Origin of the sequence: Haloferax sp. DFSO52, from assembly GCF_048158745.1 — an archaeon.
GTDB lineage: Archaea > Halobacteriota > Halobacteria > Halobacteriales > Haloferacaceae > Haloferax.
Genome location: NZ_JBLOPB010000001.1, coordinates 562924 through 585756 on the forward strand (window position 1 = coordinate 562924; position 22833 = coordinate 585756).

The window sequence follows — 22833 nt, forward strand, 5'->3', positions numbered from 1 at the left end:
GGTATGAGTGTCGAGCTACCGTTCGCCCCGGTAGACGCGATTATCCGGCAGAACGCAGGTGAGCTCCGCGTGAGTGCGGGCGCTGCGGAGGAACTCGCTCGCCGGATTCAGGACCACGGTGCCGAGTTGGCGATTGACGCCGCCGAGCGGGCGACGGCGGACGGTCGCAAGACGTTGATGGCCGAAGATTTCGGCGTTCAGCAAGTCGTCGACCGAGACGACCTCTATCTCCCCGTTGCGCCCATCGACCGTATCGCACGTCTCCAGATCGACGACCGTTACCGCGTCGCGATGGATGCGCGAATCGCGCTGGCCGATATCCTCGAAGACTACGCCAACAACGTGGCGAGTGCAGCGGTGAAACTCGCTCACCACGCCGACCGACGGACGGTCCAGGCCGAGGATATCGAGACCTACTTCTCCCTGTTCGAATAATGCGATTCGGCTACAGCGAAACGTGTCTCGACCACGATACTGGACCACGACATCCTGAGACTGCGGACCGTCTCCGTGCCATCCGACGAGGGCTGGCGAAGCGCCACGGCGTCGAATATGTTGACGCACCCCCTGCCGACAAATCGACAGTCGCTGCCGTCCACGACGCCGACTACGTCGACGAGTTCGAATCGTTCTGCGCAGGTGGCGGCGGAAACTGGGACCCCGACACCGTCGCAGTCGAGGCGTCGTGGGACGCCGCGCTCACCTCTGCTGGCATCGCTGAGTGGGCCGCCCGCTCGGCGCTCGACGGCGCGACTGGTCGCGACACACCCTTCTCACTCGGCCGACCACCGGGACACCACGCTGTCGAAGACGACGCGATGGGATTTTGCTTCTTCAACAACGCCGCCGTCGCCGCGCAGGCGGTCATCGACGACGGACTCGCCGAACGCGTCGCCATCTTCGACTGGGACGTTCACCACGGAAACGGCACCCAGGACATCTTCTACGACCGCGAAGACGTGTTCTACGCGTCTATCCACGAAGACGGCCTCTACCCCGGAACCGGCGAAGTCGAAGAAACCGGTGCAGGCGATGCCGAGGGAACGAACCTCAACGTGCCACTTCGTGCGGGTGCGGGCGACGCCGACTACGCCCTCTCGTTCGACGAGGCGATCGGCCCGGCGGTCGAACGGTTCGACCCCGACCTGTTCATCGTGAGTGCCGGATTCGACGCCCACCGACACGACCCAATCTCACGGATGCGGGTCTCGACGGAGGGGTATGCGATGCTCACCGAACGCGTCCGCGACGTCTGTGAGAACACGGATGCCGCGCTGTCGTTCGTCCTCGAAGGTGGCTACGGCCTCGATACGCTCTCAGAAGGTGTTGCAATCGTCCACGAGACGTTCGACGGCCGACTCGCGATGTCTCCCGACGAAGACCCCGACCAGAAGAACGCCGAACTCGTCGACACGGTTCGCGACGTTCACGGTCTCGGGTCGAAGTAGCGACCCAACTCGCGTCCGAACGTTTCTGCCAGTGTCGTGACTTCGTCTCCGACCAGAACCTCGTAGCCGTCTTCTCGCAGCATCGACTCGACGTGTTTGCCGAGTGCAACGTCGAACAGCGCGTCGCTCGTGAGGAACGCTGTCGGTGTGGTGAACTCTCGCTCTCGTTCGACCACGAATCGGTCGCCATCGAGAAACGGGCCGTAGTGGTCGGTACCGTCCGCGTACGCATCGTAGAACCCTTCGGCGTGGGTTCGGACGTGGACCGGTGGGCCGTCGTGACGCTCGACGCGGGGTCGTTCTGCGACCGAGAGTTCGACGAACAACACTGCGTCGGTGGCCGCGAACGTCGTTTTCCTGAACACGTCGAACCCGCGACGGTCCAGTCCATCTGCGACGCCGTCGAGTGATTTTCGCAGTTGTGGGTAGAGTTGGTCGTCGACGAGGTCCGGCGCGGTGAAGACGATTGCGACGGGCGTCGTCCCGCGCCGTTCGAGATGCTCGTGAACACCATCGGCATCCAGCGCCGGCGGGTCGGGAAGGAAAAAGAGGTCTTCCCGTGGGTTCGCGAGTAGACTGCGGGCGTAATGCTGGAGGCGCGCGACGTTCTCTGCCGAGCAGACGGCGGCGACGTTTCGCTCTGGGTCGGTCGGGTCGATGACGACCAGTGGGTCCGAGAAGGTCCGCGTTCCGTGGTCTTCGGGGTCATACTCGACCTGTGGCTTCCAGTCGGCGGCGGCGCGAAGCAGTGGTTCGAATCCGCCGTATTCGAGGACGAGCAGTTCGGCGAGATACCCGGAGAACCCCTCCGTTCGCAGGTCGCTCCCGTAGGCACCGATTCCTTTCAGGAAGCGTTTGAACACGCGCACGTCGGCCGCGAGGTCGTCGTCGAGGCGTTCGGTGAGGTAGGTGTTGTGGAACGGCGTGCGGTCGACTGCCGAGCGAATATCGGGCGCTGTGGGCACGTCGTAGCAGGGGACGAGGTCCACGTCGAAGCCCTCGTAGTCACCTTTCACGTACGGGTGTTCGGCGTACTCTTCGTGGCCGTCGGGAAGGACGGCGTGGCCGACGGCGAGTCCGTACTCCGCTAACTTCTCGCGCGAGAGGTCCTCGGGAAACCGAACGAAGAGGTCGATATCGCGGTCGCCGGAGAGCCACGTCCCACGAGCGGTGCTGCCGACCTGCAACACGTCGGCATCGACGGGCAGGTCCGCGAGGGCGTCGTGGACGCGGGACTCGAGTTCTGCTGCCGCGTCGGCGAGCGCCCGACGTTCCGCCTCGTCGGGGTCGATACGCTCGCGGACCGCGGCGACGACCGAGTCGAGGTCCGAGTGTGTCATGGAGAGTGGTTCCGCGCCTGCCGGCGAAAACGTGACGGTGCTACGGCGTCTTCGTCAGTCGCTGTCATCTGCCAGCCGTCGGGTGAAAACGAAAGCCCTATCAAGAAACGTCGAATACGAAGCAATGCAGACGAAAGCCGCCGTAGCTCAGTTGGTAGAGCACCTCGCTGTTATGGATTGCAGTCTCGGCTGCTGTCCGCAGACACGAGGTGGTCCCAGGTTCGAGTCCTGGCGGCGGCGCTTCTCTCTTCACTCACTCGGTGAGCGACTCGTGTGATGTGAGTGCTGACAGCGAGTGCTTCGTCGCTGGCGACCGACTCACCCCGACAGTCTGCGTGGTCGGTCACTGCCGTCGGAATCGAGTTCCTCGTCCAGCGCGTCGCGAAGTGCACGCGATTGCTCGCGCGTCAACACGACTGCATCGGCGTGGGATTCGACCCGGTCGGTCGTCGTGGGGTCGAGTTCGAACTCGACGACGACAGAGTCGGGGTCGTCTTTCGGCGTGTAGACATCGAGGATACCGACACCCTCTCGCTCCCAGTCGACGCCACGGACTGAGACTTCGACGTAGTCGAGTGTGGTGTGAGACGTCACGTCGAGCACTCTTCCAGACATCTCAATCCCCCGAAATCGACGTTCCATCCGCACGGGTCGGTGCCGGCGTCTCGCCATCGTCGAAGGGGTACCACGACTGTTTGGCATCGGTGAGACACGGGTCGTCGTATCCGTCGACTTCCTCGGGTTCGGCGAGTTCGATGAGCGTCTCGTGGCCCGTGGCGTCGACCCACTCGCGGAACGGCTGTCCCTCCTCGCGGAGCGCGGCGTAAGCCTCCACGAGGTTGCGAATCATCCCGGGAGCTTCGTCGGCGGGAACACGCTGGCGGACCCACTCGATGAACGAGGGGTTCTCGCCCATGCCACCGCCGACGCCGATGTCGAGCGCTTCGACCATCTCGCCGTCCTTGCGACCTCGCATTCCCTGAATCCCGATATCTGCCGTCATCGCCTGCCCGCAGTCTGCCGTACAACCCGAGTAGTGCATCTTGATTCGAGCGACGTCGTCTGGGAGGTCGACGTTCGCTCCGAGCCAGCGGAGCATCCGGGCCATCCGCGCTTTCGTCTCCGTGAGGGCGAGCGAGCAGAACTCGGTGCCGGTGCAGGCCATGGCTCCCTGGACGAAGGGATTGGGCTCTGGCTGGTACGTTTCGAGCAGCGGTTCGGTGAGCAGATTCGAGAGGTTGCCGTCCGGAACGTCCATGACGAGAGGGTTTTGCCGGCGGCTCAGTCGAATCTCGCCGGACCCGTAGGCCGCCGCCAGTTCGGCGAGTTCGATAGCGTCGTCAGCGGGCATTCGTCCCACCGGTACCGAGAGGCCAACGTAGTTCGCCCCGTCTTTCTGGTCGTAAACTCCGACGTGGTCGTGGGAGCCCCGTTCGACCGGCTTGCCCGCGTTGTAGGTGTATCCGCCGCGGAAGTCGGTGCCGGCCCGTTCGAGTTCGAAGTCGAGGCGTTCGTCGAGATGCTCGCGAATCTTGTCGGTCCCCCAGTCGTCGACGAAAAAGCGGGCACGGTTCTTCGCCCGATTCGTCCGATTGCCCGATTCGTGATAGAGTTCGACGAACGCACGCACCGTCTCTGTGGCCTGTTCGCGGGTTACGAAGAGGTCGAGTGACCGTGCCCGACGGGGTTGCCGCCCACCGAGGCCGCCACCCACACGGACGTTGAACCCCTTCACCTCGTCGCCATCGATGAACTTGTGTGCGGGTTCGAGGCCGATATCGTTTATCGAGTCCTGTGCACAGCCTTGCCGACACCCCGAGACAGAGATGTTGAACTTCCGTGGCATATTGCACAGGTCGTCGTCGTCGCGAATCTCGGATTGAATCTCGTCTAACAGGGCACGGCTTTCGACGTACTCCGTCGCTTTCCCCGCAACCGGACACCCCGAGATGTTGCGCATCGTGTCGCCCCCGGCCGACCGAGAGGAGACGCCCACGCTCTCTAACTGCTCCCAAATCTCGGGGATGTCTTTGAGTTTGAGCCAGTGTAACTGTATCGACTGTCGAGTCGTGAAGTCGACCCAGGCGTCACCGAATTCGGGGTTCTCGACCGGTCCCGTGGCGTAGTCGCGGGCGACTTCGCCGATGGCCTTCAACTGGCCGGGTTCGAGCACGCCACCGCAGTTGGTGAGGCGCATCATAAAGTACGACTCTTGTCCACCGCGATGGTGGAAGACGCCCCAGAACTTGAACCGAGAGAACCACTCGTCGCGCTCTGCTTCGGGAATCGCTTCCCAGCCTCGCTCGGCGAACTCTTCTATCTTCTCTCGGACCGCGTCACCGTACAGCTCTGTTTTCCACGCTTCTTTCTTGTGGGCCATCGGTCACAACCTCCACATCGCAAACTGGAACCTATTCAGACATATCGTGGTCGATTGATTCATTTCTACGGGCAAAAGTTTTCACAGGTACACAAAATGGTTCCCATTTAACAAATACGAAATTTCGGACGAGAACAAGACGGACGCACAGCCCCGGTTCGAAACAGAATAAATTTCATCGAGTACAGACGGAATGTATGTTTGTCTCACGATTCTCCCGACAACTGCACAATTCGGTACAGAACTCCCGATATGGGTTCTGGCCCCTCCCCACGTCTCTCGTGCACGCGTGAACGTACACATGGACATAATTTACGTGATAAAATTAAAATTGTCCACATCGAAACGATTATGGTGGATATTCTTAAAGTGTTTCTCGGATGAAAGCGCACAAACACAGTCGTGGTCTCCCGCAAGCAACGGGGTGTGGGAGGGTATCCGCAACCGGTCGGAGAGACGCCTCAGTGTGTTTCGGTATACAGCGGTGTTCGAAGCGATGAGCGAGTGGACGCCAACGACGTGTATGCGGTGTGCTGTCGGCTGTGGACACCTCCAGCAGGGCGTCGATTCCGGCTACGGACTCGATACCGTCCGTGGCGATGCGACGCACCCCGTCAATCAGGGGCTCGCCTGTCAACGCGGCGTCAACGAGACTGCCGACCCCAACGGCGAATGGCTGACTCGCCCGCTCGTTCGAGAGGGCGGCGAACTCGTCGCGACCAGTTGGGACACGGCACTCGACGTCGTCGTCTCTGGATTCGAAGAGGCGCTCGCCCAGACACGCGACGGTATCGCCGTGTTGGGGAGTGGCCAGCAGACGAACGAGGCGGCGTACGCACTGGGAAAAGTTGCCCGTGGTGGGTTCGGGACGAGATATTACGACGCGAACACGACGCTCTGTATGGCGTCGGCGGTCACTGCATACTATCAGGCCTTCGGGAGCGACGCACCGCCGCCGACGTACGACGACATTCCAAAAGCTGACACGCACCTCGTGTGGGGGGCGAACCCCGCTGTCGCCCATCCAGTCATGTACCGCTGGATAGTCGACAGCGCCAGCGATGCCGACAGCGAACTGCTCGTCGTCGACCCAATCGAAAGTGAGACTGTCGACGACGCCGACTGCCACGTCCAACTCGACCCGGGCACCGACCTCGCCTTCGCACGGGCCGTCCTCGCCTCTCTCGTCGAGAACGACTCCCTCGACCGTTCGTTCATCGAATCGTCGACGACCGGATTCGAATCGATGGTCGCGTCACTCCCGTCGGTGGAGACGGCTGCCGATGTCGCTGGCGTGTCCACAGCCACCGTCGAACGCGTTGCGGACGCGTTTGCCGACCCGACACTCGTCTACTGGGGGATGGGGGTCAACCAGAGCGTTCAGGGGACGAAGACGGCGCGAGCACTCATCGACCTCTGTCTGGCGACGGGTAATCTCGGCCCCGGAAGCGGCCCCTTTTCGTTGACTGGACAGGCCAACTCGATGGGGACTCGCGTCTGTTCGTCGAAGGGAACGTGGCCCGGCCACCGGGAGTTCACTGACGCTGACCACCGTGAGGTCGTCGCAGAGACGTGGGACGTGCCGGTCGACCGCCTCCCGGACGACGCTGGTCCCGGTCCGGTCGGTATCGTCGACGCAATCGCAGACCGAGAGGTATCGGCGTGCTGGGCGGTGGCAACCAATCCGGTCGCCGGGATGCCGGACGCCGACCGTGTCCGAGAGGCACTCGAAGAGACGTTCCTCGTCGTTCAGGACACCTTCCGGACCGAAACTGCAGAAGTGGCAGATGTCGTGCTTCCGGCGGCGACGTGGGGCGAATCGGAGGGGACTGTGATGAACATGGAGCGACGGGTATCGCGAGTGCGCGCAGCGACAGACATCCCTCCGAAGATCAAACAGGACCTCGATATCATCGCCACCATCGGCAACCGGTTCGAAGCGAAACTGTTCGACCACCCATCGGTTGACCCGCAGGCGGTGTTCGACGAACTCCGGACGCTGACGGCCGGGACACCTGCAGACCTCTCGGGTATCACCTACGACCGACTCGACGCAGCGGGAGCGGTCCGTTGGCCGGCACCGGAGCCAGATAGTCGCGGTGGCTACCGATACAGGACTGACGAAGGCTGGACTTTTCCGACCTCGTCGGCGCGGGCACGGTTCTCGACGGGGTCGCACGACGGCCTCGCAGAACCGACCGACGAAGCGTACCCACTCACCCTGACGACCGCCCGCCAGCCCGATGCGTACAACACCGGTGTTCGGACCCGTGGAGACGAGACGACCGAGTTCCCCGTTGCGCGAATCAACCCGGAGACGACGCTCGAATACATCGAGGCACTCGACCGTGGGCTGACAGTCGTCACCTCGCGCCGTGCGTCGGTCACGGTCCGCGTCCGGCCCGACGACGGTGTGCCGGAGGGGATGATTTGGCTCTCTATTCACCACCCGGCGGTCAACGCGCTCACGCTACCGACCGTCGACCCGCAATCAGACGAACCGAACTTCAAGCAGTGTGCCGTCAGTGTGCAGGCACCCCGACCGGAGAGCCCGCTTTCCTATCAGGGGATTTCGAGTGCAGACGACAGCATCCCGGTCGGTGACGACTGACCCACCGCTCCGACAGATGGCATATTATCGAATATTAAGACAGAGTACAATGTAATAATAGCAGTTATTGGCAGGGAGTAGAACTCGAATAGCAACCGTGGCGAAACGTCCCCGAACTAGTGACAAATGAGACAGTGACGATGCTCGAACTACCAGTAATACCAGATTTTGGAAAACGAAATGACTGATTGGGAACCGACGACGTGTATGCGGTGTGCGGTTGGGTGTGGCTACCTCCAGCGGACCACAGACGACGACCACGGCCTCTTGGACGTGTGTGGCGACCCGAATCACCCGACGAGCAACGGCTTGAAATGTCGGCGTGGTGTCCAGGAGACGGTTGCACCCGAGGGCAAGCGCCTGACGCAGCCGCTTTTACGTCGTGGCGGAACGCTCCAGCCGACAGACTGGGATACCGCACTCGGTGTCGTGGCGGCACGACTCATCGAGGCACTCCGCATCGGCAACGACAACGTCGCCGTGTTGGGGAGTGGTCAGCAGACGAACGAGGCGGCGTACGCACTGGGAAAGGTCGCCCGTGGTGGGTTCGGGACGAGGTACTACGACGCGAACACGACGCTCTGTATGGCGTCGGCTGTGACGGCGTACTACCAGGCCTTCGGGAGCGACGCACCGCCACCGACGTACGACGATATTCCAAAAGCCGACACGCACCTCGTGTGGGGAGCGAACCCCGCTGTCGCCCATCCGGTGTTGTACCGCTGGATTACGGATAGCTCGTGCGACGCCGACAGCGAACTGCTCGTCGTCGACCCCGTCGAGACCGAGACTGCCAGGGGCGCCGACGTTCACGTCCAGCCCGAACCGGGGACCGACCTCGCTCTCGCACGGGCGGTCCTCGCCGCTGTCGTCGAAGACAGCAACGTCGACACGACGTTCGTCGAGGCCCACACTGAGGGCTTCGACGCGATGGTCGAGTCTCTCCCGGACGTCGAGTCGGGAGCAGCGACAGCGGGGGTACCCGTCGAACAGGTCGAGGCGGTCGCGTCAGCGCTCGACGCCCCCACGATTCTGTACTGGGGGATGGGGGTCAACCAGAGCGTTCAGGGGACGGCCTCGGCGCGGGCACTCATCGACCTCTGTCTGGCGACGGGCAATCTCGGCCCCGGAAGCGGCCCCTTTTCGTTGACCGGGCAGGCCAACTCGATGGGAAACCGCGTGTGCGCTTCGAAGGGGACGTGGCCCGGCCATCGCGAGTTCACCTCGCTGACTCATCGGGAGACTGTCGCAGAGGCGTGGGACGTGCCGCTCAGCCGGCTTCCGGACGACCCCGGTCCCGGTTTCGTCCGCATCGTCGACAAACTCGCGCAGGGGAGTATCGACGTCTGCTGGACTGTCGCGACCAACCCGGTCGCCGGGATGCCGGACGCGAGCCACGTCAAGCGCGCGCTCGAGGATACGTTCCTCGTCGTTCAGGACGCGTTCTACTCGGACACCGTCGAGTGTGCTGACGTGGTGCTTCCGGCAGCGACGTGGGGCGAATCGGAGGGCACAGCCATGAACATGGAGCGGCGAGTATCCCGTGTCACCGCCGCGTCCGACCCGCCGGCGTCCGTTCGACAAGACATCGATATCATCGCAGCGATCGGGAACCGGATAGACCCCGACCTGTTCGACTCGCCGCCGCTAGACCCCGAGTCGACGTTCGACGAAATTCGCGAGTTAACTACCGGAACGACAGCAGACCTCGGTGGAATCACCTACGACCGGTTGGCCGACGAACTCGCAGTCAGGTGGCCAGCACCGGACGAACAGAGTCAGGGTGGATACCGATACTACGACGACAGTTCCTGGTCGTTCCACACCGAGTCGGGGCGAGCCCAGTTCTCGACGGTCAGCCACCAGAGCGTCCCCGAACCGATAGACGAGGAGTATCCACTCACTCTGACGACGGGTCGGCTCTCGGGCGTGTACAACACTGGCGTCCGGACGCGTACCGACGAGACGGTGGACCGACCGACTGCGCGGATTCACCCGGAGACTATCGTGGAATATCTGAACGTCCTCAACTACGGTCGGACAGTCGTCGAATCTCGTCGCTCCAGTGTGGCTGTCGACGTCGCACCCACCGACAGCGTCCCACCCGGCGTCGTCTGGCTTCCGATTCACAACTCGGCGGCCAACGAACTGACGCTCTCTGAAGTCGACCCGAACTCGGCCGAGCCAAACTTCAAACAGTGTGCCGTCGGTCTCCGCCGCCCCGAGACATCCAAGTCCGAGGGGGATGACATCGTGGTGTTGCCATCGTCGTGAATGCACGGCCGGCCAGAGAGGGCCGACTGACGCACTGTTTCTCTCCTGTTTCTGTCGCTCGCTGCCCACACCGTTTTGTCGCGACGACGAGCCATCTCGCCGCAAAAATCCTTAATGTTCTATGAATATGAACCAACATTGTAGACATTCGAACGACTCTGGCGAGATAAATATACACAATTTAAATTCTATCCCATTGACTTGGAAATTAACACTGATGGAGATAGTTTTGAACAGTGTAAACCTGAATAGCTCAAATTTGGCCATTTGTCAATCGAATATCTTATTTACTACTGTTCTATATGCCAAAACAGTGCTAAACTGCAATAATCCAAAATCAAACGGTCGTATCGTGGATGAATGGAATCCTGAATCGGGTCAGGAGTGGTCGAACGGGAACTTCTCGGTCGAGACGCGTGTGCTCAACGCCGCCACGCACCGCTCACCCTGTGAAATCCGCCAGACGGGTGGTGTCGCGTCATGAAGAGTCCGATACAGATGACGAAGTACCGGACGCTCTTGCTGGCGACAGTCGGGTTCAACTTCTCGTTCCTGATCTGGTTCTCCTTCGCGCCCTTCACCGGACCGATGGCAGCGGAGTTCGGACTCTCGCTCGCAGATATCGGGATTCTCGCCAGCGCAGCCATCTGGCTCGCACCGTTCGGTCGGATGTTGACCGGCTGGCTCTCGGACAAGTTCGGCGCACCGGTCGTCTTCGCGATCGTCCTCGCGTACGTCGGCGTCTTCTCGATCTGGAGCGCCTTCGCCGAGTCCTACACCGTCTTCTTCATCACTCGTCTCATCGTCGCGACGGCGGGCATTACGTTCGTCATCGGGATTCAACACGTCTCCGAGTGGTTCGAAACGGAAGAACTCGGCACGGCAGAGGGAGTCTACGCCGGTATCGGCAACGCGGGTGCGGCGGGTGGTGCGCTCGTTCTGCCACGCGTGTTCTCCAGTGGATGGAGTGGCCCGCTGTTCAACGTCAACTGGCGAGCCGCGTTCTTCTACACCGGTGTCGTCTCGATTCTGCTCGCAGTCGTCTACTACGTCTTCGGCGAGGCGGCCAAATCGACCGAAAAGCGGCAGGCGACGAAAGAAAGCGCGACTGCCAAGGAGTGGTTCTTCACCGCGACTCGGTACGGGACCGTCGTTCTTGCACTTGCGTACGTCATGACCTTCGGTCTCGAACTGTCGATGAACGGGTGGCTTGCGACCTACTACCGTGAAGGATTCAATACGCAGAACCTCGTGTTGGCCTCCACGTTCGCGGCGACGTTCTCCATCGCCGCTGGCCTGTTACGCCCCATCGGTGGCTACGTGAGCGACGTCGTGGCGCGGACCGAGACGAACATCCTACCGTTCTTCACCGGACGGTACCGCGAACAGTGGACGTTCGCCGCGCTGTGTTTCGTCGTCGTGGCGATGTTCGGGATGACTCTCGCTGGACAGACCGGCGAGGTGATGCTCGCAGTCGGTATCGGATTCCTCGTCGGGATGGGCTGTGCGTTCGCCGAAGGCGCGATCTTCGCACAGGTTCCCGCCATGTTCCCCAACAGTTCTGGCGCGGTGGCCGGTGTCGTCGGCGGCATCGGGACGGTTGGTGGCATCGTCTACCCGCTCGTCTACGCCGCGCCGTTCCTGCCGAATCTTCACGTTGGCTACGCTGTCGTGGCCGCCTCGATGATTCCAATCCTCCTGTTGACCTCGTGGGTATTCCAGCCACACGTCGCAAAACGCGCGACTGACGACGGGTTCATCGCCAAGCGCGACACGGTCGTCTCCGCCGACGACTGAGCGCTGTCGGGGAACGACGTCGTCTCTTTTTTGCGTTTCGTCCGTCTCGGCCACTGTGACAGGCGACGGTTCGACTCCCCGACGGCGACTGCTTCTGATAAGACATAAGAGGGCGGCCGGAAAAGAATCGACCGAGGGCCCTTAGCTCAGTCTGGTCAGAGCGCTCGGCTCATAACCGGGTGGTCATGGGTTCGAACCCCATAGGGCCCATGATATCCTACGAGCGTCAGTGAGCAGTGGAATCTGCGCCGCCATGACGGTTCGAATCAGGGAGCAACTCGTTGCGACCGTGGTTCGACCCCAGTGTAGAAAGATTGACAACACGACTACGTGAAGCGTGGCGCATGGACGAAGTGTCTCGTACGACAGCAGTGTACGAGAGTGATGCAGACGCATTCGTCGACAAGTACCTCACCGAGTCGATTGCCGCGCGGTTCGGCGACGACTTCTTTGACGCCCTCTCAGGCCCCCGGGTACTGGACGTGGGATGTGGCCCCGGCATCGACTCGGCGACGTTTTCCGACGCCGGACACGACGTGGTCGGATTCGACCTCACACCGTCGTTCGTGGCCGTCGCCCGAGAGAAGGTCCCCGACGCACGATTCGTTAGAGGGGATATGCGACAGTTGCCGTTTCGGGACGGCGCGTTCGACGGCGTCTGGGCGTGTGCATCGTTCCTCCACGTGCCACGGCGGGATGCACCCGACACACTCCGGGAGTTCGGGCGTGTCCTCGACGACGACGGCGTCGTCTCCCTCTCTGTGAAGCGTGGCGAGGAGAGCGGATACGACACCGCCGGCAGGTATTTCGAAACGTATCTCCCCGGAGAGATTCGTTCGCTCTTCGACGACGCGGGGTTCCACACGGTTCGAATCGAGGAGGGAGAGGGCTGGATACGGACGCTCGCCAGCACGTGATACGTCGAAGACGACACATCACGCGGTACCCGAATCTAGTGCGTCGTGTCTCGGTAGCCGACACCCGTCGTCCGGAGCGGGGTGGAACAGTAGCCACAACTGCAAAAAACGATGATGCCCTACTAGATACTGAACTGGTTCGTTGAACGGCGTGAAGATATTCGAGCGATGTGTCCCTCAGGACACTGAACCACTCATGCCACTCCAGACAACTCTCACCCAGGTCGAACAAGCACTGGCCCCGGTTCGTCACGTGATGAAACCGATTCTGTCGAACCCCACCGTGATGGGCGTCTGGGCGGCGCTGGTAATCGCGTCCGTCGGCACCCTCTGGTGGGACATCCGTGAGCGCAACCAGGCACTGCCGTCACTGATGAAAGGCGTGTGGGCGCTCGTCGTCCTCTACTCGGGGCCATTCGGTCTCACAGTGTACTGGTACGCCGGGCGGACGCAGATCAGCACTGACTCACTCTGGCGGCGGGGGTTCCGGTCGACCGCCCACTGTTACTCTGGGTGTGGTGCCGGTGAAGTCCTCGGCTTCGTGCTCCTCGCCGGCCTGCTCGCTGTCCAGAGCAGCCTCGTCGTCACCGCGGGGACGTTTTCCCTCGCCTATCTGTTCGGCTACGCACTCACCGTCGGTCCACTGATGCAGGAGGGCGTCGGCTTCGGCGAGGCGATGCTCGATGCACTGTACAGTGAGACGCCGAGCATCACTGTCATGGAGATTACCGCCATCGGAACGGACCTGCTGATCGCCAGTCAGGCCCACGTGAGCGACCTCCTCTTCTGGGGCGCGCTCGTCTTCTCGCTCTCTGTGGGGTTCGTCTTCGCGTTCCCAGTCAACGCCGCGCTGGTCCACCTCGGCGTGAAAGAGGGGATGGCTAATCCGGCCGAGATGGGACAGCGCACGCAGGCACAGGCCGCAGACTAACGAGCAAGCCGACCCCGAACTGCTACGAGGAGGCTGGGCCATTGGGCTGAAGTGTGGGTAGTGCCGGGCGGCATCGATTCGACTCTTCCCTGTTCGACACCCTCACCCTCAGTGCGCCTCGCCGCCTCGTACTCTGCGATCAAGTGAGCGACGTGGCGATTGCACACGTGCGAGAGTACGAACCGAGAGAGAAAACTCTGTGACGAACCGTGTCAAGAACGTCCCCCGTGCTACCCCGTTCGATGTCTCTCCACACGACTCTCTGGAACTGTTGAAGTACGTGTTGAGAAGGGCTTTTGTTCTGCCACCGCAGCGATACATGAACACAGTGCCAAATGGTAACGAATAACGCTTCATAACGTGTACTAGAGCTAGCGTACTTTCCGCAGTCGGAGGACAAGCAAGCGGTGTTTGTGGTGCGCGTGAGGCAACAATGGCTACAGCAAGAGACGATGCAACGATACCCGGCGAGCTTCGGGACTCGTTCCGGGGCAACCTGATACGCCCCGGCGACCCGGAGTACGACGACGAACGAGCGATATATAACGCGATGATAGACAAACAGCCGCGACTCATCGCCAAGTGTACAGACGTCGCGGACGTTATCGCAGCGGTAAACTACGGCCGCGAAACCGGACTCGAGACGGGCGTTCGAAGCGGCGGCCACAACGGACCGGGACTGTCGCTGGTCGACGACGGACTGGTTATCGACCTCTCGGAGATGAACGGAATCAGAGTCGACACCGACGAGCAGACCGTTTCCGTCGAAGCCGGTTGCACGTGGGGCGACGTCGACCACGCCACCCACGCGTTCGGCATGGCCACGGTCAGCGGAATCATCTCGACGACTGGCGTCGGTGGACTGACGCTCGGTGGAGGACACGGATACCTGACCCGCAAGTACGGCCTGACCATCGACAACCTGGTCGGTGCCGACGTGGTGTTGGCCGACGGGCGGATGGTCCGCGCGAGCGAAGACGAGAACGAAGACCTGTTCTGGGCGATTCGCGGCGGCGGCGGCAACTTCGGCGTCGTCACATCGTTCGAATTCGCGCTCCATCCAGTGGACACCGTTATCGCTGGACCGATGTTCTGGCCGCTCTCGGAACTCGAGACGACCATGCGGTGGTACCGCGATTGGATGACAGAGGCTCCGAGAGACGTGTACGCCTTCTATCTCGTCGCCGAGGTGCCGGGCGACCCGTTCCCCGAAGAGATTCACGGCGAGAAGGTCTGTGGACTGATGTGGTGCTGCCTGGGAAGCGAAGAGCAGGCCGAATCGATGCTCCAGACTGCCCGCGCCGTGGCCGAACCGATGTTCGAACTCGTCGGAGAGATGCCGTACCCTGCACTGCAGGGAATGTTCGACGGCCTCTATCCGGAAGGTCACCAGTGGTACTGGAAAGGTGACTTCGTACGCGAACTGAGCGACGAAGCAATCGACGCACACCGGCGCTTCGCGGAAGTGCCGACGCCACAGTCGTCGATGCACCTTTACCCAATCGACGGTGCCGTCCACGACGTGGGGAGCGACGAGACGGCGTGGTCCGCCCGCGACGCGAACTGGTCGATGGTCATCGTCGGTGTCGACCCCGACCCGGCGAAAACCGACGTGATAACCGAGTGGGCCACGGGCTACTGGGACGCAGTCCACCCGCACACCCTCGGTAGGTCGTACATCAACTTCATGATGGAAGAAGGCGAGGACCGGATTCGTGCCACGTACGGCGACAACTTCGAACGGTTACAGGAGATCAAGGCGAAATACGACCCTGAGAACTTCTTCCACGTGAACCAGAACATCGAACCCGCAACGTAGCGGCACGTGAACACTGGTTCTCATTTTTTTACCGGATTCGACTGACGACTGTACACGTTTTCCGTGACGTACTGCGCGAGGAGATACTCCGAAAAATCCCCGTCTCGTTCGACGGGTATCCGAAGACGAGATAATCCGTCTTCGGGGGTTTCAATCAGTGTGTTCAGGTTACGGTACCGTGTCGGTGGGTGTCGTTATCGGTTTCGCTTTTCCGACCCGGAGCCGAGTTCCTTCAGGACGTAGAGGCCGCCGTTGCGGTCGGAGGCGTAAATCCACGGGCTATTCTTCTCTTTGTCGATGCCCCACACGTCCTGAATGCCGCCGTTCTGGGCTTCGAAGTCGTCGCCGCTGGGACTGTACCGAGCGACTTCGACGGGGTTGTAGGGGTCGCTGATGTCGAGGATGAGCACGCCATCGGAGTACCACGAGACGTACACCATGTCGTCTTCGACGATGATGTTGTGGACCGAGTAGGTGCCACGTGGGTCGCAGTCGTCGATTGGTTCGGAGGCGGCGCTGCAGACCGTGTCAAACTCGCTGGCGAGGACCGGTTCCGATTCGTCGGAGTAGTCCCAGATGCGGATGCCGCCCCACGGCGAGTTTTCGTTGTTGTTCGCGATGACAATCGCGTCCGCACCGATGTCCGCGGCGTTGAAGTTCTTCTCACGGAACGTGCACGCACCTCGGCGCACCACTGCGATGCCACCGTCCACGAGTTCTCCCGCGTTCAGGAGTGCGTCGCTGTCGCAGGCGCGTCCGATCCAGACAATCTTGCCGCTGATTGGGCCTGTGCTCGAGAACTTTGGCTGGTCCCCGGCTAGTTCGATTGCTGAGTACGTGTTCCCGGCCAGCGGGCCCGACTCCACGACGAGGCTGTTCCCATTGACGGTCCCGACGTTGCCCGTCTGGTTCGCTTCGAAGTCGTCGCCGACGTCAGTGGAGACGGCCGTCCCCGGGAGTGGTGCCTCGGGGGTCCCCTCGCCGAAGGTCAGGTTGCCCGGTGGATTGGACTCCACCCAGGCGCTGAAGTCCTCTTCTGTTTCGACGACGACGCTGCCGTCTGCGTTCGGGAACGCCTGGTGACTGTTGACTTCGCCGTCACCCGCACTTGGTTCGAGTGCCTGCGAGACGAACTGTGGGTTCGCCGGGTCCGAGATGTCGAGGAGAACCAGTCCGGCGTCCCAGTTGGCGAGGTACGCGTGGCTGCCGTCTTCGTTGATGGTCACATCGTGCAGGAAGCGGTTCTGCGAGGTTCCGTAGCCACTGAACAGGTAGGCGTCTGCGTCGAGTATGAGGCCGAAATCAGTCGTCGAAGCCCAATCGACGTCGGGGTACACGATGCTCTCGGCACCCCACGCGCTCACGAGCGTTGGATTTTCCGGGTCCGTGATATCGAATATCTGGAAGTTGCCGAACTCGCTCTCGACGACGGCGGCGATGTAGTCCTTCGCACCTTGCGTGAAGAACCAAAGGTTGTGGACGCCGAAGTCGACGAAGCCGAAGTTGTCACGCAGGAATGGATTGATATCGTCGGTCTGGACGTGTGCGAGGTGCTGCGGTGCCGTGGGGTCGTCGACGTTGTAGAGTTCGAACCCACCCGGTCCGCCGTCACAGGCCTCGTTGGAGTGCGCGAGGACGCACCCGGAGTTCATGGTGGCGACCTTTACGTCGTTGGTGCGACTGCCGGCAACGGACGGGATGCTACCGACGTACTTCGGCTTCGTGGGGTTGTGGACGTCGAAGACAGCGATGCCGGGACCGAGTAGGTCGTCTACGAGTTTGCCACTTCCGAACCCGGCACCCGTCCCACAGGGCGTGTTGAACGTCCCGATATAGGCATAGCCATCGTGTGCCCACACGTCGGTCGTTCCGTTTGGAAGGAGGCGTTCACCGCGTCCGGCGAGTGCGAGATTCTTGACGACGGAAGCGGATGGACCGCTGCTGACGACGCCAGCGACTGCGGCGTCGTGGCCCATGAGCGGTTGACTCGGGTCGGGTGCACCGTGTCCGGTCAGGCCGCGGTGGACCTCGTGTTCGTCCGACTCGGATGGGTCGTCGGTAACGCCACCCGGGTGTGCACCGGCCACTCCTGAGAGTACACCGACGGCCCCGAGGCCGCTGACACCGAGCATGGAGAGTATCGAGCGACGGGACACGGACGTTCGCGGGAGGGATGAGGGCGATTCAGGCTTGTTGTTGGGTTGTTTGTTTGACATGTATCTCAACACAGTTGTCGACTTCCTTCCGTTTCAGAGGACCAACTCGTGCTGTGGACAAACCATTGTCACGAATTTATTTATAATCATCGTTAATGTATGATTTGTAATATACTCTCTAGTTGCTCCTCAGACGCCCTATCGCCAAATTCACGGTTCGTAAATACTCACGATACTGTCTCGCAGGCTAGAACGTTCGGTGTGTGAGTGAAGACAGATGTATCTTCCTTACAATCCACTAGTTTGGCAAACCTTTTATTTAGACGCATCTAAATCTCGTCTATGAATACCCAAAATATATCGGGGAGTCACGGGACGACCCGACATCGGACGCTGTCGGGTCACTCCTCGGCAGCGGTCGAATCGAGTATCGGGACCGTTGCGGGGTGGTCTCGATGCCATCGTTAGATTACGGCCGGGCAAAGGAACTCTCCGAGCAACTGGAGAATCAGCTAGTCAATTCGCTCGACACGGATTTCAAAGTCAGTCGGCGGTCAGTTCTCGGTGGGCTCGGACTCGCAGGGAGTGCGGCACTCGCGGGCGTTGGCCGCGCAGACGGCAGTTCCCACGACGCAGGCGCTCACGGCGGCGACTCACACGGCAACTTCGGCGCCGTCGGGGAGTACCGCGACCTCGACTTCGACCCACACGAGTATCTTCACCAGTTCAACACGGGTCGTGGCGAACAGGAGAACGTCCCACAGGACATCTACGAAGAAGACGGGCGAACGGTTCGGGAGTTCGAATTCCAGGCCGTCGATACGACCGTCACCATCGCTCCGGGAATCGAGTTCCCGGCGTGGGCCTACAACGGGCAGGTCCCCGGACCGACGATTCGAGCCGTCGAAGGTGACCTCATCCGAGTGAAGTTCACCAACCTCGGACGGCACGCACACACGATTCACCCGCACCTGCGGAACCTCAACCCTGCGATGGACGGCGTTCCGACCAACGGGCCGGGCGTCCTCAACACGGACGAATCGTACACCTACGAGTGGATTGCACAACCCGCGGGCGTCCACTTCTACCACTGTCACTCGCTCCCGCTGAAAGAGCACATCCACCGCGGGCTCTACGGCGCAATCGTCATCGACCCGGACCCAGAACGCGTCGCCGAACGTCCCGAGGAGTACTGTGACTTCCACCCCTCGCAGATAACCGACGAACTCCGTGCGGAACTCGTTGAGGAAGCCAAGACACGGAATCACGAGTACCCCGAGAACGACGACGTCAACGAGATGGTGATGGTGATGAACGGGTTCGACACGAACTTCGACGGCGGCAACGAGGTGTACGCCGTCAACACTCGTGCGTTCGCCTACGGTGTCGGCGAAACCGACGGTCAAGGCAACTGGAAGGCCGGAGAGACGAAACGCCCTATCCAACTGGACAAGAACCAGCGACACAGGGTATACCTCATCAACGCCATCGAGTTCGACCTCATCAACTCGTTCCACACTCACTCGCAGTTCTTCGACTACTACGACCACGGAACGACGCTCAGACCAACTCTCAAAACGGTCGACACGGTCATGCAGTGTCAGGCACAGCGCGGTATCATCGAACTGGACTACTCCAACCACGACCCGGGACTGTACATGTTCCACGCCCACCAGTCCGAGTTCGCCGAACTTGGCTGGATGAGCTTCTTCGAGGTGGTCTAAATGAGCAAACCAAACACCGACGGCGGAACGAACGTCAGTCACGCAGAGCGCCCACTCGGCCTTCCACGCTGGGTCGCCGCACTGCTCCCGATTATCCTTCTGGGACTCATCGCGGGCGGATTCTTCGCAGCGACGCCGTTCGCGTCACTCGACACTGGCGGCGAACCCCTCCCCGACGTGTCGATAACGCACACGACGCTTCCGAACGACGAAACCGTCGTCGTCCACGTCACGAACAACGGCCCCAACGAGGTGACTATCTCGCAAGTTCTCGTCGCTGAAGCGTACTGGAACTTCGAAGTTCAGGGTGCGGGCGGGGACAACACGCTCGCACCGCGCGAGAGCGCACAGGTCGTCATTCCGTATCACTGGAACCCCGGCTGGGACCTCGAAGTGGCGTTGCTGCTCTCCGACGGAAGCACGGCCCACCACACGATTGTCGCACCGAGCGAGTCGCCCGGTCTGACGACTGACCTCCTCGTGACGATGGTCGTCATCGGCCTCTTCGTCGGCGTCATCCCCGTCGCACTCGGGATGCTCTGGTTCCCGTTCTTACAGACGATGAGCGACCGATGGCTTCACGCAATCTTGGCCTTCTCGGCAGGGATTCTCGCGTTCCTCGCCGTCGATGCAGGGTTCGAAGCGTTCGAACTCGGTGGACAGGTTCCCGGCGCGTTCGAGGGGCCTGCGCTCGTCGTCCTCGGCATGCTCGGGTCGCTCCTGTTGGTACAGGCGGTCAGCGCATGGCGAAAAGGAAGGGCAGAAGCGGGCGACGCCCGCGCCCAGAGCGGACTCTGGGTCGCCTACCTCGTCGCGCTCGGTATCGGCCTGCACAACCTCGCCGAAGGGCTGGCTATCGGGAGTTCGTTCGCACTCGGACGCGTCTCGCTCGGTGCCTTCCTCGTCATCGGCTTCATGTTACACAACGTGACTGAGGGGCCTGCCGTCGTCGCCCCCGTCGCACGTGGTGAACGGCCGAGTGCCTGGCATTTCCTCGGACTCGGTGCACTCGCCGGTGCACCAGTCATCCTCGGTGGCTGGCTCGGTAGTCTGGCTTTCTCTCCGACACTCGGCGCGCTCTTCCTCGCTGTCGGTGTGGGTGCAATCCTGCAGGTCATCTGGGAACTGCGCGGAATGGTCAGTCGTAACGGACGGGTCGGGTCGGCGTTGAACCTCGTGACGTTCCTCGTTGGTCTCGTCGTGATGTACGTCACCGACCTCTTCGTCGCACTCTAATCACTGCAGTTCTATTTCCCTCGTACGAAATGAACCGAAGACAACTTCTCCGGCTCGGTGGCGCGACGTTCGTCGCGACGCTCTCTGCGGGTTGTTCGTCCGGCGGCGATTCCGGCGGGGCGAAACGCGTCTCGATGACCGATGGGTTCGACTACGACCCGAAACGGCTCACTATCAGCGCCGGCACGACGGTCAGATGGGTCAACGACAGCAACGTCGGCCACACGGTGACGGCCTACGAAGACGAGATACCCGCCGACGCCGACTACTTCGCGAGCGGTGGATTCGACTCCGAGCGTGCCGCGCGAAACGACGTGACTGGTGGGTTGTTCGGCCCGGGAGAGACGTACGAACACACGTTCGAGGTGCCCGGAACCTACGAGTACTACTGCATCCCGCACGAGAGTTCGGAGATGGTCGGCACAGTGGTCGTCGAATAGGTGTTCGGGGAGGCTGTTTTTCTCTTTCAGCCGTCCTCTCTGTCGTCCCAGTGTGATTAGTTGCTGTGTCCTTTCAGCTGGTGAATCTTCGAATAGACGGCTCCCAGACCCCGCAAGAGGGGGCCGTCACGAAACTGCGGTTGGACGCGCCCGGCCATAATCGCGTCGACGACGGCTTCGGGCGTGAACGAATCGATGTCCAACCGGGTGGAGATACGACCGACTTCGAACGGGAAGTGGGCGTCGCTGCCACCGACGACCGGAATACCCCGGTCTCGGGCGATTGTTTCGATTCGACGCCTGTGTTCTGGGTGTTTCCCGTTAATCTCGATTGCGTCGAAATCGGCGTCGCTCTCTCGGAGTGTGCTGTTCCGGAACGGGTGTGCGATAATCGCGGCACAGTCGTGCTCGTGTGCAAGGTCGACCGCCTGGGTCGGTGTGAGTTCTCCGGGACGTGTTCGCGTCGGGGGCGTCGGACCGACGACGAGCAGATGCCCCGCTGTCGTGGAAATTTCGATACCTGGAAGGCAGTTCGGACTGACGACTGTCTCCTTCTCGAAGTAGTCGTGATTCGTGACTGCGATACCGTCTAGTCCTCTGCGTCGGGCGACTTCGAGTGTGAGACGAGTGCCGAACGGGTCGTACCTCGCGGCAACCTCCGGTTCGAAGTGAAAAAATCTACTGTGAGTGTGGAGGTCACAATCGAACATAGATAGCCGTCACAGACAATCGGTATAAATCGGTTGACGTCAGAAGTTGGCGGTTCACGCCGTCGGCATTCCTTTCTACCTCTAGCACAAGTTCCTGACAGTGAGCACAAGGACACCGATACTCGTCCGAAACCCGAACAGTGGCGACGGGAAGCGGTCGAAACGGGCCCGAGAAATCGCTCTCAAGCGCGGCTACGAAGTCCTCGACAGCGAGGGTGGGAGTCACACCGTCGAACTCGCGGAGGAAGCAGCAGCGCGAACTGACACGGTCGTTGCCTGTGGCGGTGATGGCACGCTGAACAAGACAATCCAGGGAGTACTCGCGTCTGACCGCCTCGACGACGTCTCGTTGGGCGTCATTCCAGCGGGAACGGGGAACGATTTTGCAGACAACATCGGGATCCGTGGTGTCGAAAACGCATTCGAGGTCATCGAAAACGGGAGAGAACGACGGTTAGACCTCGGCATGGCAAACGACCGTCCGTTCCTCAACTCCTGTGTCGGTGGGTTGACCAGCGAGTCGAGCGCACGAACGTCACGAGCACTCAAACGGCGACTCGGTGTGATGGCGTACGTACTCACGACGCTCTCGGTCTCTCGGACGTTCGAGGCACCCGAACTCAACGTCTCTGTGGGCCCCGACCGCGAACCGGTCTGGTCGGGTGACGCGCTGATGGTACTCGTCGGAAACGGCCGGCGATTCCCCGGTGAACGAATGCGGCAGGCGAACATGGAAGACGGGTTGTTGAACGTCGTCATCATCGAGGACGCGCCGACGCTGGACTATCTTTCGAAGGGTGCTGCGGACCGATTACTCCGACGCGGAGCGAGCCATCTCACCCGGGTCAAGACGTCGCACCTCCACGTCGCGCTCACCGAAGCGCACGCGCAGTTCAGTCTCGACGGTGAGATGATAGAGACGGCCGAGCTCACTGCCGACAGCCGTCCGGGCTCGATGCGCTTTTTTGTTGGGTCGGGCTACGACCCAACTCCGACCGAATGGTCCCGGACGACGCCGAAATAATCCACACGAATCCGCACGCGAATCGA

At 61.4% G+C, this 22833-nt stretch carries 17 protein-coding genes and 2 tRNA genes; 14 read left to right on the forward strand and 5 right to left on the reverse strand.

Going from position 1 to position 22833, the window contains the following annotated elements; all coding sequences use genetic code 11:
* Positions 1–3: 3 nt before the first annotated feature.
* Together ACK3SC_RS03005 and ACK3SC_RS03010 are read left to right on the forward strand one after the other, a co-directional pair.
* Complete coding sequence (locus ACK3SC_RS03005; protein ID WP_416838636.1) at positions 4–435, forward strand: histone; 432 nt, start codon at positions 4–6, stop codon at positions 433–435.
* Entirely contained in the window at positions 435–1448 is a 1014-nt protein-coding gene (locus ACK3SC_RS03010) for a histone deacetylase family protein (protein WP_416838637.1), read from the forward strand. The genes ACK3SC_RS03005 and ACK3SC_RS03010 overlap by 1 nt, the downstream gene beginning before the upstream one ends.
* Here ACK3SC_RS03010 and cca read toward each other — a convergent pair.
* The gene (gene cca / locus ACK3SC_RS03015; protein WP_416838638.1) at positions 1427–2788 is read right to left on the reverse strand and encodes a CCA tRNA nucleotidyltransferase; all 1362 of its coding nucleotides are present in this window, start codon (positions 2786–2788) and stop codon (positions 1427–1429) included. The two genes, ACK3SC_RS03010 and cca, sit on opposite strands and share 22 nt — an antisense overlap.
* A gap of 136 nt (positions 2789–2924) precedes the next feature.
* On the opposite strand from cca, the gene ACK3SC_RS03020 reads away from it, so the two are divergent.
* Positions 2925–3028 (forward strand) — tRNA-Asn (locus ACK3SC_RS03020).
* Between the two features lie 78 nt (positions 3029–3106).
* Here the strand turns inward: ACK3SC_RS03020 and ACK3SC_RS03025 are convergent.
* Together ACK3SC_RS03025 and ACK3SC_RS03030 are read right to left on the reverse strand one after the other, a co-directional pair.
* Entirely contained in the window at positions 3107–3403 is a 297-nt protein-coding gene (locus tag ACK3SC_RS03025; protein ID WP_416838639.1) for a DUF6360 family protein, read from the reverse strand.
* 1 nt (position 3404) lies between these two features.
* The gene (locus ACK3SC_RS03030; protein ID WP_416838640.1) at positions 3405–5168 is read right to left on the reverse strand and encodes a nitrite/sulfite reductase; all 1764 of its coding nucleotides are present in this window, start codon (positions 5166–5168) and stop codon (positions 3405–3407) included.
* A 496-nt stretch (positions 5169–5664) separates the two neighbouring features.
* On the opposite strand from ACK3SC_RS03030, the gene nasA (ACK3SC_RS03035) reads away from it, so the two are divergent.
* The 7 genes from nasA (ACK3SC_RS03035) (at position 5665) to ACK3SC_RS03065 (ending at position 15517) form a co-directional block, all read left to right on the forward strand.
* Positions 5665–7779: an assimilatory nitrate reductase NasA gene (nasA, locus tag ACK3SC_RS03035; RefSeq protein WP_416838641.1), complete on the forward strand. Its 2115-nt coding sequence runs from the start codon at positions 5665–5667 to the stop codon at positions 7777–7779.
* A 180-nt stretch (positions 7780–7959) separates the two neighbouring features.
* Positions 7960–10053: an assimilatory nitrate reductase NasA gene (gene nasA / locus ACK3SC_RS03040; protein ID WP_416838642.1), complete on the forward strand. Its 2094-nt coding sequence runs from the start codon at positions 7960–7962 to the stop codon at positions 10051–10053.
* 498 nt (positions 10054–10551) lie between these two features.
* The gene (locus ACK3SC_RS03045; RefSeq protein WP_416839930.1) at positions 10552–11850 is read left to right on the forward strand and encodes an MFS transporter; all 1299 of its coding nucleotides are present in this window, start codon (positions 10552–10554) and stop codon (positions 11848–11850) included.
* A gap of 135 nt (positions 11851–11985) precedes the next feature.
* Positions 11986–12060 (forward strand) — tRNA-Ile (locus tag ACK3SC_RS03050).
* 134 nt (positions 12061–12194) lie between these two features.
* Positions 12195–12767, forward strand: a complete 573-nt coding sequence (locus ACK3SC_RS03055) for a class I SAM-dependent methyltransferase (protein ID WP_416838643.1) — start codon at positions 12195–12197, stop codon at positions 12765–12767.
* Positions 12768–12963: 196 nt separating this feature from the next.
* Complete coding sequence (locus ACK3SC_RS03060) at positions 12964–13698, forward strand: DUF4396 domain-containing protein (RefSeq protein ID WP_416838644.1); 735 nt, start codon at positions 12964–12966, stop codon at positions 13696–13698.
* A 433-nt stretch (positions 13699–14131) separates the two neighbouring features.
* On the forward strand, positions 14132–15517 hold the full coding sequence (locus ACK3SC_RS03065; RefSeq protein WP_416838645.1) for an FAD-binding oxidoreductase: 1386 nt from the start codon (positions 14132–14134) through the stop codon (positions 15515–15517).
* 194 nt (positions 15518–15711) lie between these two features.
* Here ACK3SC_RS03065 and ACK3SC_RS03070 read toward each other — a convergent pair whose 3' ends face one another.
* On the reverse strand, positions 15712–17733 hold the full coding sequence (locus tag ACK3SC_RS03070) for a PA domain-containing protein (RefSeq protein WP_416838646.1): 2022 nt from the start codon (positions 17731–17733) through the stop codon (positions 15712–15714).
* Positions 17734–18128: 395 nt separating this feature from the next.
* On the opposite strand from ACK3SC_RS03070, the gene ACK3SC_RS03075 reads away from it, so the two are divergent.
* From ACK3SC_RS03075 to ACK3SC_RS03085, 3 genes are read left to right on the forward strand one after another with little or no spacing between them, the layout of a single operon-like run.
* A complete protein-coding gene (locus ACK3SC_RS03075) occupies positions 18129–19397 on the forward strand; it encodes a multicopper oxidase domain-containing protein (RefSeq protein ID WP_416838647.1) in 1269 nt (422 codons plus the stop codon).
* Positions 19398–20633 carry a ZIP family metal transporter gene (locus ACK3SC_RS03080; RefSeq protein WP_416838648.1) on the forward strand — a complete coding sequence of 412 codons (1236 nt, stop codon included), beginning with the start codon at positions 19398–19400 and terminating at the stop codon, positions 20631–20633. It begins immediately after the preceding gene.
* 29 nt (positions 20634–20662) lie between these two features.
* Positions 20663–21073, forward strand: coding sequence for a plastocyanin/azurin family copper-binding protein (locus tag ACK3SC_RS03085; protein WP_416838649.1), 411 nt, complete (start codon positions 20663–20665; stop codon positions 21071–21073).
* Positions 21074–21129: 56 nt separating this feature from the next.
* Here ACK3SC_RS03085 and ACK3SC_RS03090 read toward each other — a convergent pair whose 3' ends face one another.
* On the reverse strand, positions 21130–21783 hold the full coding sequence (locus ACK3SC_RS03090; RefSeq protein WP_416838650.1) for a PHP domain-containing protein: 654 nt from the start codon (positions 21781–21783) through the stop codon (positions 21130–21132).
* A gap of 100 nt (positions 21784–21883) precedes the next feature.
* On the opposite strand from ACK3SC_RS03090, the gene ACK3SC_RS03095 reads away from it, so the two are divergent.
* A complete protein-coding gene (locus tag ACK3SC_RS03095; RefSeq protein ID WP_416838651.1) occupies positions 21884–22807 on the forward strand; it encodes a diacylglycerol/lipid kinase family protein in 924 nt (307 codons plus the stop codon).
* Positions 22808–22833 lie beyond the last annotated feature (26 nt).

Coding starts and splice junctions, on each gene's coding strand:
- ACK3SC_RS03005 (WP_416838636.1), top strand. CDS start 4: ATGAGTGTCGAGCTACCGTTCGCCCCGGTAGACGCGATTATCCGGCAG.
- ACK3SC_RS03010 (WP_416838637.1), top strand. CDS start 435: ATGCGATTCGGCTACAGCGAAACGTGTCTCGACCACGATACTGGACCA.
- cca (WP_416838638.1), bottom strand. CDS start 2,788: ATGACACACTCGGACCTCGACTCGGTCGTCGCCGCGGTCCGCGAGCGT.
- ACK3SC_RS03025 (WP_416838639.1), bottom strand. CDS start 3,403: ATGTCTGGAAGAGTGCTCGACGTGACGTCTCACACCACACTCGACTAC.
- ACK3SC_RS03030 (WP_416838640.1), bottom strand. CDS start 5,168: ATGGCCCACAAGAAAGAAGCGTGGAAAACAGAGCTGTACGGTGACGCG.
- nasA (WP_416838641.1), top strand. CDS start 5,665: ATGAGCGAGTGGACGCCAACGACGTGTATGCGGTGTGCTGTCGGCTGT.
- nasA (WP_416838642.1), top strand. CDS start 7,960: ATGACTGATTGGGAACCGACGACGTGTATGCGGTGTGCGGTTGGGTGT.
- ACK3SC_RS03045 (WP_416839930.1), top strand. CDS start 10,552: ATGACGAAGTACCGGACGCTCTTGCTGGCGACAGTCGGGTTCAACTTC.
- ACK3SC_RS03055 (WP_416838643.1), top strand. CDS start 12,195: ATGGACGAAGTGTCTCGTACGACAGCAGTGTACGAGAGTGATGCAGAC.
- ACK3SC_RS03060 (WP_416838644.1), top strand. CDS start 12,964: ATGCCACTCCAGACAACTCTCACCCAGGTCGAACAAGCACTGGCCCCG.
- ACK3SC_RS03065 (WP_416838645.1), top strand. CDS start 14,132: ATGGCTACAGCAAGAGACGATGCAACGATACCCGGCGAGCTTCGGGAC.
- ACK3SC_RS03070 (WP_416838646.1), bottom strand. CDS start 17,733: ATGTCAAACAAACAACCCAACAACAAGCCTGAATCGCCCTCATCCCTC.
- ACK3SC_RS03075 (WP_416838647.1), top strand. CDS start 18,129: ATGCCATCGTTAGATTACGGCCGGGCAAAGGAACTCTCCGAGCAACTG.
- ACK3SC_RS03080 (WP_416838648.1), top strand. CDS start 19,398: ATGAGCAAACCAAACACCGACGGCGGAACGAACGTCAGTCACGCAGAG.
- ACK3SC_RS03085 (WP_416838649.1), top strand. CDS start 20,663: ATGAACCGAAGACAACTTCTCCGGCTCGGTGGCGCGACGTTCGTCGCG.
- ACK3SC_RS03090 (WP_416838650.1), bottom strand. CDS start 21,783: ATGTTCGATTGTGACCTCCACACTCACAGTAGATTTTTTCACTTCGAA.